Annotated in this window: 12 protein-coding genes; 5 read left to right on the forward strand and 7 right to left on the reverse strand. The window is 64.0% G+C overall.

The annotated features are described in order from the left end of the window. Window positions 1–77: 77 nt before the first annotated feature. Window positions 78–1,091 carry a zinc-binding alcohol dehydrogenase family protein gene (locus tag NJH59_RS24570; protein WP_043860959.1) on the reverse strand — a complete coding sequence of 338 codons (1,014 nt, stop codon included), beginning with the start codon at window positions 1,089–1,091 and terminating at the stop codon, window positions 78–80. Window positions 1,092–1,203: 112 nt separating this feature from the next. Between NJH59_RS24570 and NJH59_RS24575 the strand changes: the two genes are divergently transcribed. Both NJH59_RS24575 and NJH59_RS24580 read left to right on the forward strand, forming a co-directional pair. Then, complete coding sequence (locus tag NJH59_RS24575; protein ID WP_229589687.1) at window positions 1,204–2,124, forward strand: LysR family transcriptional regulator; 921 nt, start codon at window positions 1,204–1,206, stop codon at window positions 2,122–2,124. Window positions 2,125–2,480: 356 nt separating this feature from the next. Beyond that, window positions 2,481–3,209: a helix-turn-helix transcriptional regulator gene (locus NJH59_RS24580; protein WP_043860961.1), complete on the forward strand. Its 729-nt coding sequence runs from the start codon at window positions 2,481–2,483 to the stop codon at window positions 3,207–3,209. A gap of 58 nt (window positions 3,210–3,267) precedes the next feature. On the opposite strand, the gene NJH59_RS24585 is transcribed toward NJH59_RS24580, so the two are convergent. Next, entirely contained in the window at window positions 3,268–4,221 is a 954-nt protein-coding gene (locus NJH59_RS24585; RefSeq protein WP_253087420.1) for an adenosine deaminase, read from the reverse strand. 146 nt (window positions 4,222–4,367) lie between these two features. Here NJH59_RS24585 and NJH59_RS24590 point away from each other — a divergent pair, with 146 nt between their 5' ends. After that, a complete protein-coding gene (locus NJH59_RS24590; RefSeq protein ID WP_043860963.1) occupies window positions 4,368–5,453 on the forward strand; it encodes a calcium:proton antiporter in 1,086 nt (361 codons plus the stop codon). A 4-nt stretch (window positions 5,454–5,457) separates the two neighbouring features. Here NJH59_RS24590 and NJH59_RS24595 read toward each other — a convergent pair whose 3' ends face one another. The 5 genes from NJH59_RS24595 to NJH59_RS24615 form a co-directional block, all read right to left on the reverse strand. Further along, window positions 5,458–6,813, reverse strand: a complete 1,356-nt coding sequence (locus tag NJH59_RS24595; RefSeq protein ID WP_253087421.1) for an 8-oxoguanine deaminase — start codon at window positions 6,811–6,813, stop codon at window positions 5,458–5,460. 115 nt (window positions 6,814–6,928) lie between these two features. Continuing rightward, on the reverse strand, window positions 6,929–7,615 hold the full coding sequence (locus NJH59_RS24600; protein WP_253087422.1) for an SDR family oxidoreductase: 687 nt from the start codon (window positions 7,613–7,615) through the stop codon (window positions 6,929–6,931). Between the two features lie 361 nt (window positions 7,616–7,976). Next, window positions 7,977–8,561, reverse strand: a complete 585-nt coding sequence (locus NJH59_RS24605) for a YigZ family protein (protein WP_043860966.1) — start codon at window positions 8,559–8,561, stop codon at window positions 7,977–7,979. Window positions 8,562–8,570: 9 nt separating this feature from the next. Continuing rightward, window positions 8,571–9,230 (reverse strand): TetR/AcrR family transcriptional regulator, encoded by a 660-nt coding sequence (locus tag NJH59_RS24610; protein ID WP_043860967.1) that lies wholly within the window; start codon window positions 9,228–9,230, stop codon window positions 8,571–8,573. Between the two features lie 100 nt (window positions 9,231–9,330). Then, a complete protein-coding gene (locus NJH59_RS24615) occupies window positions 9,331–10,248 on the reverse strand; it encodes a LysR family transcriptional regulator (protein WP_043860968.1) in 918 nt (305 codons plus the stop codon). A gap of 124 nt (window positions 10,249–10,372) precedes the next feature. On the opposite strand from NJH59_RS24615, the gene NJH59_RS24620 reads away from it, so the two are divergent. Beyond that, a complete protein-coding gene (locus NJH59_RS24620; protein ID WP_253087423.1) occupies window positions 10,373–11,719 on the forward strand; it encodes an aspartate aminotransferase family protein in 1,347 nt (448 codons plus the stop codon). Between the two features lie 62 nt (window positions 11,720–11,781). Continuing rightward, window positions 11,782–13,275, forward strand: coding sequence for a CoA-acylating methylmalonate-semialdehyde dehydrogenase (locus NJH59_RS24625; RefSeq protein ID WP_043860970.1), 1,494 nt, complete (start codon window positions 11,782–11,784; stop codon window positions 13,273–13,275). The last annotated feature ends 309 nt before the right edge of the window (window positions 13,276–13,584 follow it).

Raw genomic sequence — 13,584 nt, forward strand, 5'->3', positions numbered from 1 at the left:
TTGTAGCGCCGCGACCGGGCCCCGGCATGACCGGCGTCAGTGTACTGACTGACGGTCATGCCGGGGCCCGGAGGGGCTCAGAACCCTTCCAGCACGATCTTGCCCTTGGCTGCACCGCTTTCGAGCAGCGCATGGGCCCGGCGCAGGTTGGCTGCATTGATCGGGCCGAAATGCTCGCCCAGGGTGGTCTTGAGGGTGCCTGCGTCGATCAGCTCGGCCACGCGGTTGAGCAGCGTGTGCTGCGCCTGCATGTCGGCGGTTTCGAACAGCGAGCGGGTGTACATGAATTCCCAGTGCAGCGACAGGCTCTTGCGCTTGAGCTTGGTCACGTCCAACTGCTTGGGGTCGTCGATCAGCGCCAGCTTGCCCTGCGGGGCGAGTGCCTCGACCAGCTGGTCCAGGTGCTGGTCGGTCTGCGTCAGGCTGGCAACGTGGGTAACGCTATCGATACCCTGCGCCTTCAGGGCCTGGGCCAGGGGCTGACGGTGATCGACTACCACATCGGCGCCCAGCTCCCTTACCCAGGCCTGGGTTTCGGGGCGTGAAGCGCTGGCGATGACCTTGAGCCCGGTCAGTTGGCTGGCCAGTTGAGTCAGGATCGAGCCGACGCCGCCGGCGCCACCGACGATCAGCAGGCTCTGGCCCAGGTCGGCCTTGCCTTCGGCGATCTGCAGGCGTTCGAACAGCAGCTCCCAGGCGGTAATGGCGGTCAGCGGCAATGCGGCGGCTTCGGCGAAACCCAGGGTTCGGGGCATGTGCCCGACGATGCGCTCGTCGACCACGTGCAGCTCGCTGTTGCCCCCGGCGCGGGCGATGGAGCCTGCGTAGTAGACCTTGTCGCCAGGCTGGAACAGGCTGACCTCGCTGCCCACCGCCTTGACCACACCGGCAACGTCCCACCCCAGCACCTTGGCCACGCCGGCCTCGGGTTGCACGTTCTGGCGCACCTTGGTGTCGACCGGGTTGACCGAGATGGCGTGCACCTGCACCAGCAGGTCGCGCGGGCCAGGCTGCGGGGCGGGCAGCTCGATGTCCTGCAGCGCGGCGGGGTCGGCAATCGGCAACGATTGATAGTAGGCAATGGCTTTCATGAAGAGGTCCTTGAGGGGGGGGAGTGCCGCCATCATCAGTGCTTTCACTTGGGGTTAAAACCCGATAAAACGGCAGATACTTTCAATTTTTTTTTGATAATGAGGCCGACAAGTGCTGCGTACCGATGATCTGCAACTGTTCGTGCGCGCCGCGGAACTGGGCAGCCTGTCGGCCGCTGCGCGCCAGCTGGACCTTTCGCCGGCAGTGGCGAGCGCAGCGCTCAAGCGCCTTGAGGCGCAATTGAAGGTGCGCCTGCTGGCCCGTTCGACGCGCAGTCTGCGCCTGACCGCTGAAGGCGAGGGGTTCCTCAACCACGCCCGGGTAGCCTTGGCCAGCCTCGAGGAGGGACGGCGGGCGTTGGCTCAGGGCCAGGCCGAGGTGAGCGGCGTGCTGCAGTTGTCGGCACCGTCGGATTTCGGACGCAATGTGCTGTTGCCCTGGTTGGACCAGTTGCAGCAGGCGCACCCATTGCTGAACGTGCGCCTGCTGCTGGGCGATCGCAATGCCGACCTGTTTCGCCAGCCGGTGGATGTGGCGCTGCGCTACGGCACCCCCGAAGACTCGAGCCTGGTGGCGTTGCCCCTGTGCCCCGACAACCGCCGGGTGCTGTGCGCCGCACCTGATTATCTGGCGCGCCATGGCCAACCGGCGACGGTTGCAAAGCTGGCCGAGCACAACTGCCTGCTGTACCAGTTGGGTGGTCGTGTGCATGACCAGTGGCGCTTCAGTGACGGGGCCGCGACACAGACGGTGCTGGTGCGTGGCGACCGCTTTTGCGACGACGCCGACGTGGTACGGCGCTGGGCCGTGGCAGGTGTGGGCATTGCCTACAAGTCCTGGCTGGATGTGGCAGCCGATGTGAAGGCCGGGCGCCTCGAAGTGCTGCTGCCCGGGGTGCGGGGTGAAGCTGCGCCGCTGAATCTGCTGTGCACCCACCGGGCGCAGCTCGGCAAGCCGGTGCAGTTGCTGCGCGACGAACTCAAGGCCAGATGCCGGCACCTGCTGGAGCCGCTGCTGGCGATGACCGGCTAGGCAGGGCCGGCTGTCGGGCGCTGGATCAGGGTCATACATTTCATTTTAGGTTGAGTGACTTGTTTACCTTGGATGTAGGGCGTTGCGCGCTCATCGGCCCTTGAGCGCAACCCTCGCTCTGCAGGGAAAGCCGCCCCCATGCGGCTGTGGTGCCAGGGGCGGAAGGCCCGCCACCCGAAAGTGACCTTTGCAGAAGGCCACATGGTTGCCCAAAACGGGCAATTTTGCCGGAGATAGAGGCCGTTTAAGTGCTTACAGGCCGGCATATACTTGCCCCCGCAGTCGTTACCAGCAAGAGACGTTTCCATTGCAGGGGCGGGCAAGTTACGTCTTCGGAATCCGCAGGGAGTGCAGATATGAAACCTGTAGCAAGTATCAGTGTGATCGCCAGCCTGTTGGCTGACCCCAAGCGCAGCGCCATGCTGTGGGCCTTGATCGACGGTCTGGCCCGCCCCTCCGACGAGTTGGCCAGGATGACCGGCCTGACACCTTCTTCCACCTGCGCTCACCTTGGGCGCCTGCTGGCAGGGGGGTTGCTGAAGATAGAGGCGCGCGGGCGCAAACGGTATTTTCGGCTGGCAGCCCCGGAGGTGGGCGCCGCTGTGGAGGCGCTGGCCAGTGTGCCGGTGCGCGAGCATTTTCGTCAGGGCGTGCGTGTCAGCCGGGAGGCGCCGGGGATCCCGCTGGCGATGCGCCGCGCACGCTTGTGCCGTGACCACCTGGGCGGTGAGCTGGCGGCCGACCTTTACCAGCGCTTGCAGGAGGCCAAGTGGCTGGAGCTCTGCGACCGCCAGTTGGAGGTCAGCTCGCTGGGGCGCCTGCACTTTGCCGACTTTGGCATCTTCGTCGAGGCATTGGCACTGCGCGAGGGCAGAGCCTGCAGCGCGTGCAGTTGCTGCAGCGAGTGGAGCGAGCAGCGCCCGCACCTGGGCGGGGCCCTGGGCAGCAGCCTGCTCAGGCTTTTCGTGCAGTCGGGCTGGGTGCGCATGAACGGTGACTCGCGCGCCTTGCACGTCACCCCCGCCGGTTTGCGTGAAATCCCGCTGATTGCACAGTCGCCCATGCCGTTGGCGGTGGGGGAGTAGCCGCAGATGGCGGGCAAGGCCGACCCACCGATGATGGGTCGACCTGCCCGCGCAGAGGTCAGGGCTTGAGCAGGCGCGCATCCAGGCTGTTCTGCGCCAGACGCCTGGCCTGGTCCTGGGTCATGCCGAGGTGGGTATGCAGGGCATGGAAGTTCTCGGTCACGTAGCCACCGAAATAGGCTGGGTCGTCCGAGTTCACCGTGACCTTCACGCCACGCTCAAGCATCTCGAGGATGTTGTGTTCGCGCATGTGGTCGAACACGCACAGCTTGGCGTTGGACAGAGGGCAGACGGTCAGCGGGATCTGTTCGTCGATGATGCGCTGCATCAGGCGCTCGTCCTCGATGGCGCGCACGCCGTGGTCGATACGCTGGATCTTGAGCAGGTCCAGGGCTTCCCAGATGTACTCGGGCGGGCCTTCCTCGCCGGCGTGCGCGACGGTCAGGAAGCCTTCGCTACGGGCGCGGTCGAACACGCGCTGGAACTTGCTGGGCGGGTGGCCTTGCTCCGAGCTGTCCAGCCCCACGGCGATGAAGGCATCGCGAAAGGGCAGGGCCTGATCGAGGGTGGCGTGGGCCTCGTCTTCGCTCAGGTGGCGCAGGAAGCTCAGGATCAGGCCACTGCTGATGCCCAGCTTGCGCTGGCCATCCTTGAGGGCTGCGCTGATGCCGGCCAGTACCACCTCGAACGAGATGCCCCGGTCGGTATGGGTCTGGGGGTCGAAGAACGGTTCGGTGTGGACCACGTTCTGTGCCTTGCAGCGCAGCAGGTAGGCCCAGGTCAGATCGTAGAAGTCCTGCTCGGTGCGCAGCACGTCGGCGCCCTGGTAGTACAGGTCGAGGAACTCCTGCAGGTTGTTGAACGCATAGGCCGCGCGCAGGGCCTCCACATCGCTCCAGGGCAGGGCGATGCCATTGCGTTCGGCCAGAGCGAACAGCAGTTCGGGCTCGAGCGATCCCTCCAGGTGCAGGTGCAATTCTGCCTTGGGCAGCGCGTTAAGCCAGTCGTACATAGCGTGTTCTCATCAAGGTGCGGTTGCGCGCCATTCTACAGCGGTTGACGAGGGGCGGCGCGAAACCTGGCCGGATGGTCCGGCAGCAGGAAACCTTCCACAGCAGCTACAGTCTCTAGCCACACCCCTTCTGTTCAAGGCCACCGATGCTCAAGCTACTGACCCAGGAAAAGCTCTTGCTGCTGGCCGTGGTGACCGCCCTGCTGGCCTGGCCATTGGAGCCGCTGTTGCTGGGGCATGGCCATGGCGTGGCGTTGTTGGCCGGGTTCGCGCTGGTGGGGGCGATCGTGTGCGCCTCGATGCGGGTTGCACAGCATGCCGAGCTGCTGGCGGAAAAGGTCGGCGACCCCTACGGCACCATGATCCTGACCCTGTCGGCGGTCTTGGTGGAGGTGGTGATCCTGGCCATCATGATGAGCAATGAGGCTTCGCCGACGCTGGTGCGCGATACCATCTACTCGGCGGTGATGCTCGATATCAACGGGATCCTGGGCCTGGCCGCGTTGATGGGCGGGCTCAAGCACGGCGAGCAGAGCTACAACGACGATTCGGCACGCACCTACAGCGTGATGATCATGACCGCGATGGGCGTATCGATGGTGGTGCCCGAGTTCATCCCCGAAGCCCAGTGGCATCTGTATTCGGCCTTCACCATCGGCGCGATGGTGGTGCTGTATACGCTGTTTCTGCGCATGCAGGTGGGGCCGCACAGCTACTTTTTCAGCTACAGCTACCCGCAGAAGAAACGCCGCGACCCGGTGGCAGGGACGCCGGGCGGCCACAAGGCGCGATCGATCGCGATTCTGATTTCGGGGGTGGTGGTGATCGGCCTGCTGGCCGAAGTCATGTCCAAGACCCTGGACTATGGCCTGGAGGGCAGCGGAGCACCGCCGGTACTGACGGCAATCGTGGTAGCGGCCATCTCTGCCGCGCCCGAGATTCTCACCGCATTGCGCGCGGCGCTGGCCAACCGCATGCAATCGGTGGTCAACATCGCCCTGGGGGCCTCGCTGTCGACGGTGATCCTCACCGTGCCGCTGATGGAGGCCATGGCCCTGTACACCGGTCAGCCGTTCCAGATGGCCATGACCCCGGTGCAGACGGTGATGATCTTCATCACGCTGATCGTCAGCGCCATCAACCTGAACGATGGCGAAACCAACGCGATCGAGGGCATGACCCACTTCGTGCTGTTCGCCACGTTCATCATGCTGGCGCTGCTGGGCCTGTAGCTGCCTAGCCGGCGATCAGTTGCGCGGCGGCCTGGCGGTGATCGGCGATCAGGCCCTTCACGTCCAGCCCTTCGATCTGGCCATCGATCACTCGCCACCGGCCGCCGACCATCACTCGATCGGCCCGGTCGGCACCGCACAGCAGCAGGGCCGAGAGCGGATCATGGCTGCCGGAAAAACGCAGTTCATCCAGCTTGAACAGGGCCAGGTCGGCCTGCTTGCCCACGGCCAGCTCGCCGATGTCGTCGCGCCCCAGCAGTTGCGCCGAACCTCGTGTGGCCCAGCCCAGCACGCGCTCGGGGGTGATGGCCTCGGCACCGTAGCGCAGGCGCTGCAGGTACAGGGCCTGGCGGGTTTCGAGGATCATGTTGGACGCATCGTTGGAGGCCGAGCCATCCACACCCAGGCCCACTGGCGCACCCGCGTCGGTCAGTTCCACGGTGGGGCAGATGCCCGATGCCAGGCGCATGTTGGAGCTGGGGCAATGGCAGATGCCGGTGCCGGCAGCGCCCAGGCGGGCAATCTCGTCGGGGTTGAAGTGGATGCCGTGGGCCAGCCAGGTGCGCGGGCCGAGCCAGCCGACACTGTCCAGATAGTCGACGGTACGCAGGCCAAAGCGCTGCAGGCAGAAGTCCTCCTCGTCGAGGGTTTCGGCCAGGTGCGTGTGCAGGCGCACGTCCAGCTCTTGGGCCAGGGTCGCGCTGGCGCGCATGATTTCGGGCGTGACCGAGAACGGTGAGCAGGGGGCCAGGGCGATCTGGATCTGCGCGCCCGCGTCACGCTCGTGGTAGCTGTGGATAAGTCGTTGGCTGTCGGCCAGGATCACCTCGCCCTGCTGCACCGTCTGCTGCGGTGGCAGGCCACCATCGGCTTCGCCCAGGCTCATGGAACCGCGGGTGAGCATGGCGCGCATGCCGAGTTTGCGCACACTCTCCACTTGTACGTCGATGGCGTTTTCCAGGCCGTCGGGGAACAGGTAGTGGTGGTCGGCAGCGGTGGTGCAGCCCGACAGCAGCAGTTCGGCCAGGGCTACCTGGGTCGCCAGCTCCAGCTTGGCCGGGGTGAGCCGGGCCCACACCGGGTACAGCGTCTTGAGCCAGGGGAACAGCGGCTGGTTGACCACCGGAGCCCAGGCACGGGTAAGGGTCTGGTAGAAGTGGTGGTGGGTGTTGATCAGGCCTGGCAGTACCACGTGCTCACGGGCATCGAAGGTCTGCTGGCAAGGTGTGGTGGGGGTTTGGCCGAGGCCGAGGACTTCGCGGATGATGCCGCCTTCGAGCACCAGGCCGCCACGGGCGTCGAGGGTGTTGGCGGTAAAGATGGCAAGCGGGTTTTTCAACCAGATACGGGTCGCAGGCATGGTGCCGGCTCCTCTGAAAGTGGGTTCAGGTTAGCCAGCTCAGTGTTGCCCTGTCTGCTGATCCAGGTCCGCCGCGGTGGGCGAAGGGCCGAGTCTACACCCACCGCGCGTCTGATCACCAGATCAGTTTTTCGCCCTTGTAGTTGATGAAATGCAGGCCACCCTTGCCGCTGTTGAGGGTGACCTGTTCAACCATCCCGCCCGTGCTGGTAGGCACGTCGATTTCAGCGCCTTCGCCGCCCATGTCGGTCTGGACCCAGCCCGGGTGCATGGCCAGCACGGTCAGGCCGGTGTCGCCCAGTTGCACGACGAAGCTGTTGATCATGGAATTGAGCGCCGCCTTGCTGGCCTTGTACAGGGCCAGGTCGGGCGCGTCGGGGATGCTCACGCTGCCCAGCACCGAGCTCATGAAGGCGATCACCCCACCCTTGTCGTTGAGCTGCCGGCTCAAGCGCTGCGCCACGCGAATCGGCGCGACGCTGTTGGTCATGAACAGTTCGCCGATATCCGCCAGTTGTACCTGCTCCGGGTTCTGGTCATCAGGGCCCTTGACCCCCGCATTGACGAACAGCAGGTCGAAGGTCTGACCCTTGAGGCGCGCCTGCAGTGCATCGAGCTGATCGGTGCTGTTCATTTCCAGGGTCTCGACCTGTACGCCGGGCACCGCGGCCAGCGCAGGGGCCCTGGCAGGGTCCCGAACGGTGGCGGTCACGTTCCAGCCCTGCTCGCGCAGGCGCTGAACAAGGCCAAGGCCCAGGCCACGGGATGCACCAATGATCAGTGCGGTTTTGGGGGCGGTCATGGGATAACTCCGTACAGGTGGGCAGAGGATACGCAGCGTAGCACGGCCTGGAGGCTGCTCATAAAATGATCAATCGGCGCGGAGCATTGGCCGGCAGGCCTTTGGCGCAGGCGCTCACGGTTTATCCACAGCTTGCTCCACAGTATTTGTGTGCAAGCGCCAGGCACAGTTTTGTGGCCATGGAGCCGGCCCTCGAGGGCACCTGGCTGGGGATAAGTCACTGATTCGACGCCGCTTGATGGCCTGTCATCAAATCTTGATCAAAATATGATCGTTTCTCTGCGAGCCTTGATCCAGAAGGGCTGCAGCCGAGTGCTAAGAGGTTATCCACAGCCGGGCCCACAGTGGATGTGGGCAAGTGTCAGCGCCGTTCGAGCAGAATGCGCCCGCGGCTCAGGTCGGCCAGTTGTCGTTGCACCGGTTCGATCTGCTCCTCGCCAAGCGCCAGCAACAGGTCGACACCGTTGGCGGTGAACTGCTCGTCCATCACCAGGCCGTCGGCTTCGGCGACGCGTAGCTTGAGCAGGGCCAGTTCGCTGAATGCGCAACTGCAGTGCAGCTCGACACGGCTTACCAGCAGGCGCTTTTCGGCCTGTTGCAGGCACTTGTTGGCGCCACCGCCATAGGCCCGGGCCAGTCCACCGGTGCCCAGCTGAATGCCGCCGTACCAGCGAATCACCAGCACCACTACCTGGTCGCAGTCCTGCGCCTCGATGGCCGCCAGGATCGGGCGCCCGGCCGTACCGCCGGGTTCGCCGTCGTCGCTGCTGCGGTACTGCGCCCCCAGTTTCCAGGCCCAGCAGTTGTGGGTGGCGGCCAGGTCGCTGTGCCGTTCGATGAAGGCCTGGGCCTCGGCCGGGCTGCTGATGGGGCCGGCCAGGGTGATGAAGCGGCTCTTGCGGATCTCTTCGCGAAACTCGCAAGTGTCCAACAGGGTAAAAGGCATAAGCAGGGTTCAGTTCGGTGGGGTCAGGCCACAGCCTTTGAGGATGATGTGGATAAGGTTGTTGCTGGCGTCTTCCATGTCCTGCTTGGTCAGGCGGCTGCGGCCGGTAACCTGGCAGATCTGTGTGGAGAAGTCGGCATAGTGCTGGGTGCTGCCCCAGAGCAGGAAGATCAGGTGGACCGGGTCGAGGCGGTCCATCTTGCCGGCATTCATCCAGCTTTCGAACACGGCGGCCCGGCCCTTGAACCAGTCGCGGTAGTCCTGGCTGAAGTAGTCGGTCAGGCACTGGCCGCCGCTGATGATCTCCATGGCGAAGATCCGCGAGGCCTGCGGGTTGCGCCGCGAGAATTCCATCTTGGCGCGAATGTAGCGGCTCAGCGCCTCGGCCGGGTCGTCGTCGGCACTCAGGGTGTTGAAGGTGCTGTCCCACAACTCGATGATGTTGCTCAGCACCGCCACGTACAGGCCCAGCTTGTTGGTGAAGTAATAGTGCAGGTTGGCCTTGGGCAGCCCGGCGTTCAGCGCGATGGTGTTCATGCTGGTGCCCTTGAAGCCGTGACGGGCGAACTCGTCTTCGGCAGCCTGGATGATGGCCTGCTCGTTCTTCTGGCGGATACGGCCGGCAGGCCTGGCAGCCTGGAGGCGGTGTGCGGGGACTTCGAAGGTCATGGGCGATTCCGGACAGAGCGGGGTAGTGTGGCACATGCACTGATAACCCAGCCGTGGCAGGCGGGCAAGCGCTCATCGGCGAAAAAGCCGATAAACCGCATCAGCGGGTGGCCGCCAGGCTGTCCAGGAAGCTCTCGAGCACCAGGTGCGGGCGCCGTCCCTTGCGGGTAACCCAGCACAGGCTCAGGTCATAGAAGCGTTCGTCGGGTTTGAGGGCGCGCAGGCGCCCCTGCTGTACCCAGGCGTTGGCGTAGTGGTCGGGCAGGTAGCCGATGTAGCGCCCGGTAAGAATCAGGAACGCCATGCCTTCGCGGTCCGAGGCGCTGGCGGTGCAGTGCAGGTCCTGATACTGGGCCTGGATCTCGGCCGGCAGGCGGAAGGTGGGGGCGATCGCGTCCTGGCTGTTGAGGCGGTCGTCGTCCAGCTGGCGGTCATCGGCATAGAACAGCGGGTGCCCGACCGCGCAATAGAGCAGTGAGCGCTCACTGTACAGTGGCTGGTACTCGAGCCCCGACAGCGGGCTGGTCTGGGGGACCACGCCGACGTGCAGGCTGCCGTCGAGCACGCCCTGTTCGACCTGGCTGGGAGCGATCATGCGGATCTGAATGCGTACCTCCGGCCCCCGGTCCTTGAGCTGCGCCAGGGCATGGGTGATGCGCATGTGCGGCAGGGTCACCAGGTTGTCGGTGAGGCCGATGTTCAGCTCGCCGCGCAAGTGCTGGTGCAGGCCGTTGACCTCGGTGCGAAAGCTTTCCAGCGCGCCGAGCAGTTGCAGGGCGCTCTGGTACACCTCGCGGCCCTCTTCGGTCAGCGAGAACCCGGCACGGCCGCGCTGACACAGGCGCAGGCCCAGGCGTTGCTCCAGGTCGCTCATCTGCTGGCTGATGGCCGAGCGGCCGATGCCCAGCACGTTCTCGGCTGCGGAGAAGCCGCCGCATTCCACCACGCTGCGGTAGATTTTCAACAGACGGATGTCGAAATCACTGACCTGCGCAAGCGGCTCCGGGCGACGGCTCATAGTTTAGTGTCCAGCTAACTGAAGATTAGAAAAGTAGGCTTTTTCAGACTTTATCCCCGTGACAACTTAGCTGCAACAACGTTTGCCTCCCTCATGTTGCTCATTGCCTTGCGAGGTTTGTCCCATGAATCTGCCTGAAAACGCTCCCCTCGGCCTTGCCAGCCAGCTCAAGCTGGATGCGCACTGGATGCCCTATACCGCCAACCGCAACTTTCAGCGCGACCCGCGCCTGATCGTCGCCGCCGAAGGCAGCTACCTGACGGATGACAAGGGGCGCAAGATCTATGATGCGCTGTCGGGGCTGTGGACCTGCGGCGCCGGGCATACCCGCAAGCAGATTCAGGAAGCGGTGTCGCGTCAGCTGGGTGTGCTGGATTATTCGCCGGCCTTCCAGTTCGGCCACCCGCTGTCGTTCCAGCTGGCCGAGAAGATCACCGACCTGACCCCGGGCAACCTGAACCACGTCTTCTATACCAACTCCGGTTCCGAATGCGCCGATACCGCGCTGAAGATGGTGCGTGCCTACTGGCGCCTCAAAGGCCAGGCGACCAAGACCAAGCTGATCGGCCGTGCCCGTGGCTACCACGGCGTGAACATCGCCGGCACCAGCCTGGGCGGCGTCAACGGCAACCGCAAGATGTTCGGCCAGTTGCTGGATGTGGACCATATCCCGCACACCCTGCTGCCGGGCAACGCATTCAGCAAGGGGATGCCGGAGGAGGGCGGTATCGCCCTGGCCGACGAGATGCTCAAGCTGATCGAGCTGCACGATGCGTCGAACATCGCGGCACTGATCGTCGAGCCGCTGGCCGGCTCCGCCGGTGTACTGCCACCGCCCAAGGGCTACCTCAAGCGCCTGCGCGAGATCTGCGACCAGCACAACATTCTGCTGATCTTCGACGAAGTGATCACCGGTTTTGGCCGTATGGGTACCATGTTCGGTGCCGACGCCTTTGGTGTGACGCCCGACCTGATGTGTATCGCCAAGCAGGTTACCAACGGCGCCATCCCGATGGGCGCGGTGATTGCCAGCAGCGAGATCTACCAGACCTTCATGAACCAGCCGACCCCGGAATACGCGGTCGAATTCCCGCACGGCTACACCTACTCCGCGCACCCGGTTGCCTGCGCTGCCGGCCTGGCTGCACTCGACCTGCTGGAGAAGGAGAACCTGGTGCAGTCGGCTGCCGACCTGGCACCGCATTTCGAACGTGTGCTGCACGGAGTCAAGGGCGCGAAGAACATCGTCGACATTCGCAACTACGGCCTGGCCGGTGCCATCCAGATTGCCGCGCGGGACGGGGATGCCATCGTGCGTCCGTTCGAGATCGCCATGAAGCTGTGGAACGCCGGCTTCTATGTTCGCTACGGCGGCGACACCCTGCAGTTCGGCCCGACTTTCAACACCACCCCGCAAGAACTGGATCGCCTGTTCGATGCGGTGGGCGAAGCGATCAACCAGGTCGGCTGATCCTTCTCTTTATATAAGCAGGCGCGCGGTGCCGCGCCTGAACCCCCTTTCTGGAGTTCTGCATGAGCATTGTTCAGCATCTGATCCACGGTGAAATGGTTTCCAGCGGTGAGCGCACCGCCGATGTGTTCAACCCGTCCACCGGCCAGGCGGTACGCAAGGTGGCGCTGGCCAGCCGGGAAACCGTGCAGCAGGCCATCGATTCGGCCAAGTCGGCATTCCCGGCCTGGCGCAATACCCCGCCGGCCAAGCGGGCCCAGGTGATGTTTCGCTTCAAGCAACTGCTTGAGCAGAACGAGTCGCGCATTGCGCAGATGATCAGCGAAGAGCATGGCAAGACCCTCGAGGATGCGGCGGGTGAACTCAAGCGCGGTATCGAGAACGTCGAGTTCGCCTGCGCTGCCCCCGAAGTGCTCAAAGGCGAATACAGCCGCAACGTGGGCCCGAACATCGATGCATGGTCCGACTTCCAGCCGCTGGGCATCGTTGCGGGGATCACCCCGTTCAACTTCCCGGCCATGGTGCCGCTGTGGATGTACCCGCTGGCGATTGCCTGTGGCAACTGCTTCATTCTCAAACCGTCCGAGCGCGATCCGAGCTCGTCGCTGTTCATTGCCCAGCTGTTGCTGGAAGCCGGCTTGCCCAAGGGCGTGCTGAACGTGGTGCATGGCGACAAGGTGGCGGTGGACGCGCTGATCGAAGCCCCAGAGGTCAAGGCGCTGAGCTTTGTGGGCTCCACGCCGATTGCCGAGTACATCTATGCCGAGGGCACTCGTCGTGGCAAGCGTGTGCAGGCGCTGGGTGGTGCGAAGAACCACGCGGTGCTGATGCCCGATGCCGACCTGGACAACGCGGTCAGCGCACTGATGGGCGCGGCGTACGGTTCGTGCGGTGAACGCTGCATGGCAATCTCGGTAGCGGTGTGCGTGGGTGACCAGGTAGCCGATGCACTGGTGGCCAAGCTGGTGCCGCAGATCAAGGCGCTGAAGATCGGTGCCGGTACCAGTTGCGGCCTGGACATGGGGCCGCTGGTGACTGCGGCTGCGCGCGACAAGGTGGTTGGCTATATCGATGACGGCCTGGCTGCCGGTGCCGAATTGGTGGTGGACGGCCGCGGCTACAGTGTTGCGGGGCATGAGCAAGGTTACTTCGTGGGCGGTACGCTGTTCGATCGGGTCAGCCCCGAGATGCGTATCTATAAGGAAGAGATCTTCGGCCCGGTGCTGTGCGTGGTACGGGTGAATAGCCTCGAGCAGGCCATGCAGTTGATCAACGATCATGAATACGGCAACGGCACCTGCATCTTCACCCGTGATGGGGAAGCGGCGCGTCTGTTCTGCGACGAGATCGAAGTGGGCATGGTGGGGGTCAACGTTCCGTTGCCGGTGCCGGTGGCCTATCACAGCTTCGGTGGCTGGAAGCGCTCGCTGTTTGGCGACCTGCATGCCTACGGCCCGGATGGCGTGCGCTTCTATACCCGGCGCAAGGCGATCACCCAGCGTTGGCCGCAGCGCGCCAGCCATGAAGCATCGCAGTTCGCATTCCCAAGCCTTTGAGGGCGGGCTGAAAGGAGGGAGGCCGCAAGGCCTCCCTCTTTTGTTTTTCAGCGTTTTTGACCGATGTGACAGATTTATTGCGAATAGCGCTTGACGGGTTTCCAGAAGTCTTTATACTTCGCCCCACTTCCAGCGTAGCAGGAACGAAAAACTCCTTGAATATCAACGAGTTGGACGTTTCAAGTCAAGCTAGAGGTGCTTCGATCGAAAGATCGGCAGCGGTGAAAAGGTGGTTGACAGCAGGTTGTAACGCTGTAGAATTCGCCTCCCGCTACGAGAGATCGAAGCGAGTCAAGTGTTTGAAGTGAA

Origin of the sequence: Pseudomonas sp. VE 267-6A (genome assembly GCF_024126555.1) — a bacterium.
Taxonomy (GTDB): Bacteria; Pseudomonadota; Gammaproteobacteria; order Pseudomonadales; family Pseudomonadaceae; genus Aquipseudomonas; species Aquipseudomonas palmensis.

Bases quoted from the DNA above. Each gene is read 5' to 3' on its own strand.
- NJH59_RS24595 (WP_253087421.1), bottom strand. From the start codon at position 6,813: ATGCCTGCGACCCGTATCTGGTTGAAAAACCCGCTTGCCATCTTTACC.
- NJH59_RS24585 (WP_253087420.1), bottom strand. From the start codon at position 4,221: ATGTACGACTGGCTTAACGCGCTGCCCAAGGCAGAATTGCACCTGCAC.
- NJH59_RS24615 (WP_043860968.1), bottom strand. From the start codon at position 10,248: ATGAGCCGTCGCCCGGAGCCGCTTGCGCAGGTCAGTGATTTCGACATC.
- NJH59_RS24590 (WP_043860963.1), top strand. From the start codon at position 4,368: ATGCTCAAGCTACTGACCCAGGAAAAGCTCTTGCTGCTGGCCGTGGTG.
- NJH59_RS24610 (WP_043860967.1), bottom strand. From the start codon at position 9,230: ATGACCTTCGAAGTCCCCGCACACCGCCTCCAGGCTGCCAGGCCTGCC.
- NJH59_RS24580 (WP_043860961.1), top strand. From the start codon at position 2,481: ATGAAACCTGTAGCAAGTATCAGTGTGATCGCCAGCCTGTTGGCTGAC.
- NJH59_RS24600 (WP_253087422.1), bottom strand. From the start codon at position 7,615: ATGACCGCCCCCAAAACCGCACTGATCATTGGTGCATCCCGTGGCCTG.
- NJH59_RS24605 (WP_043860966.1), bottom strand. From the start codon at position 8,561: ATGCCTTTTACCCTGTTGGACACTTGCGAGTTTCGCGAAGAGATCCGC.
- NJH59_RS24625 (WP_043860970.1), top strand. From the start codon at position 11,782: ATGAGCATTGTTCAGCATCTGATCCACGGTGAAATGGTTTCCAGCGGT.
- NJH59_RS24620 (WP_253087423.1), top strand. From the start codon at position 10,373: ATGAATCTGCCTGAAAACGCTCCCCTCGGCCTTGCCAGCCAGCTCAAG.
- NJH59_RS24570 (WP_043860959.1), bottom strand. From the start codon at position 1,091: ATGAAAGCCATTGCCTACTATCAATCGTTGCCGATTGCCGACCCCGCC.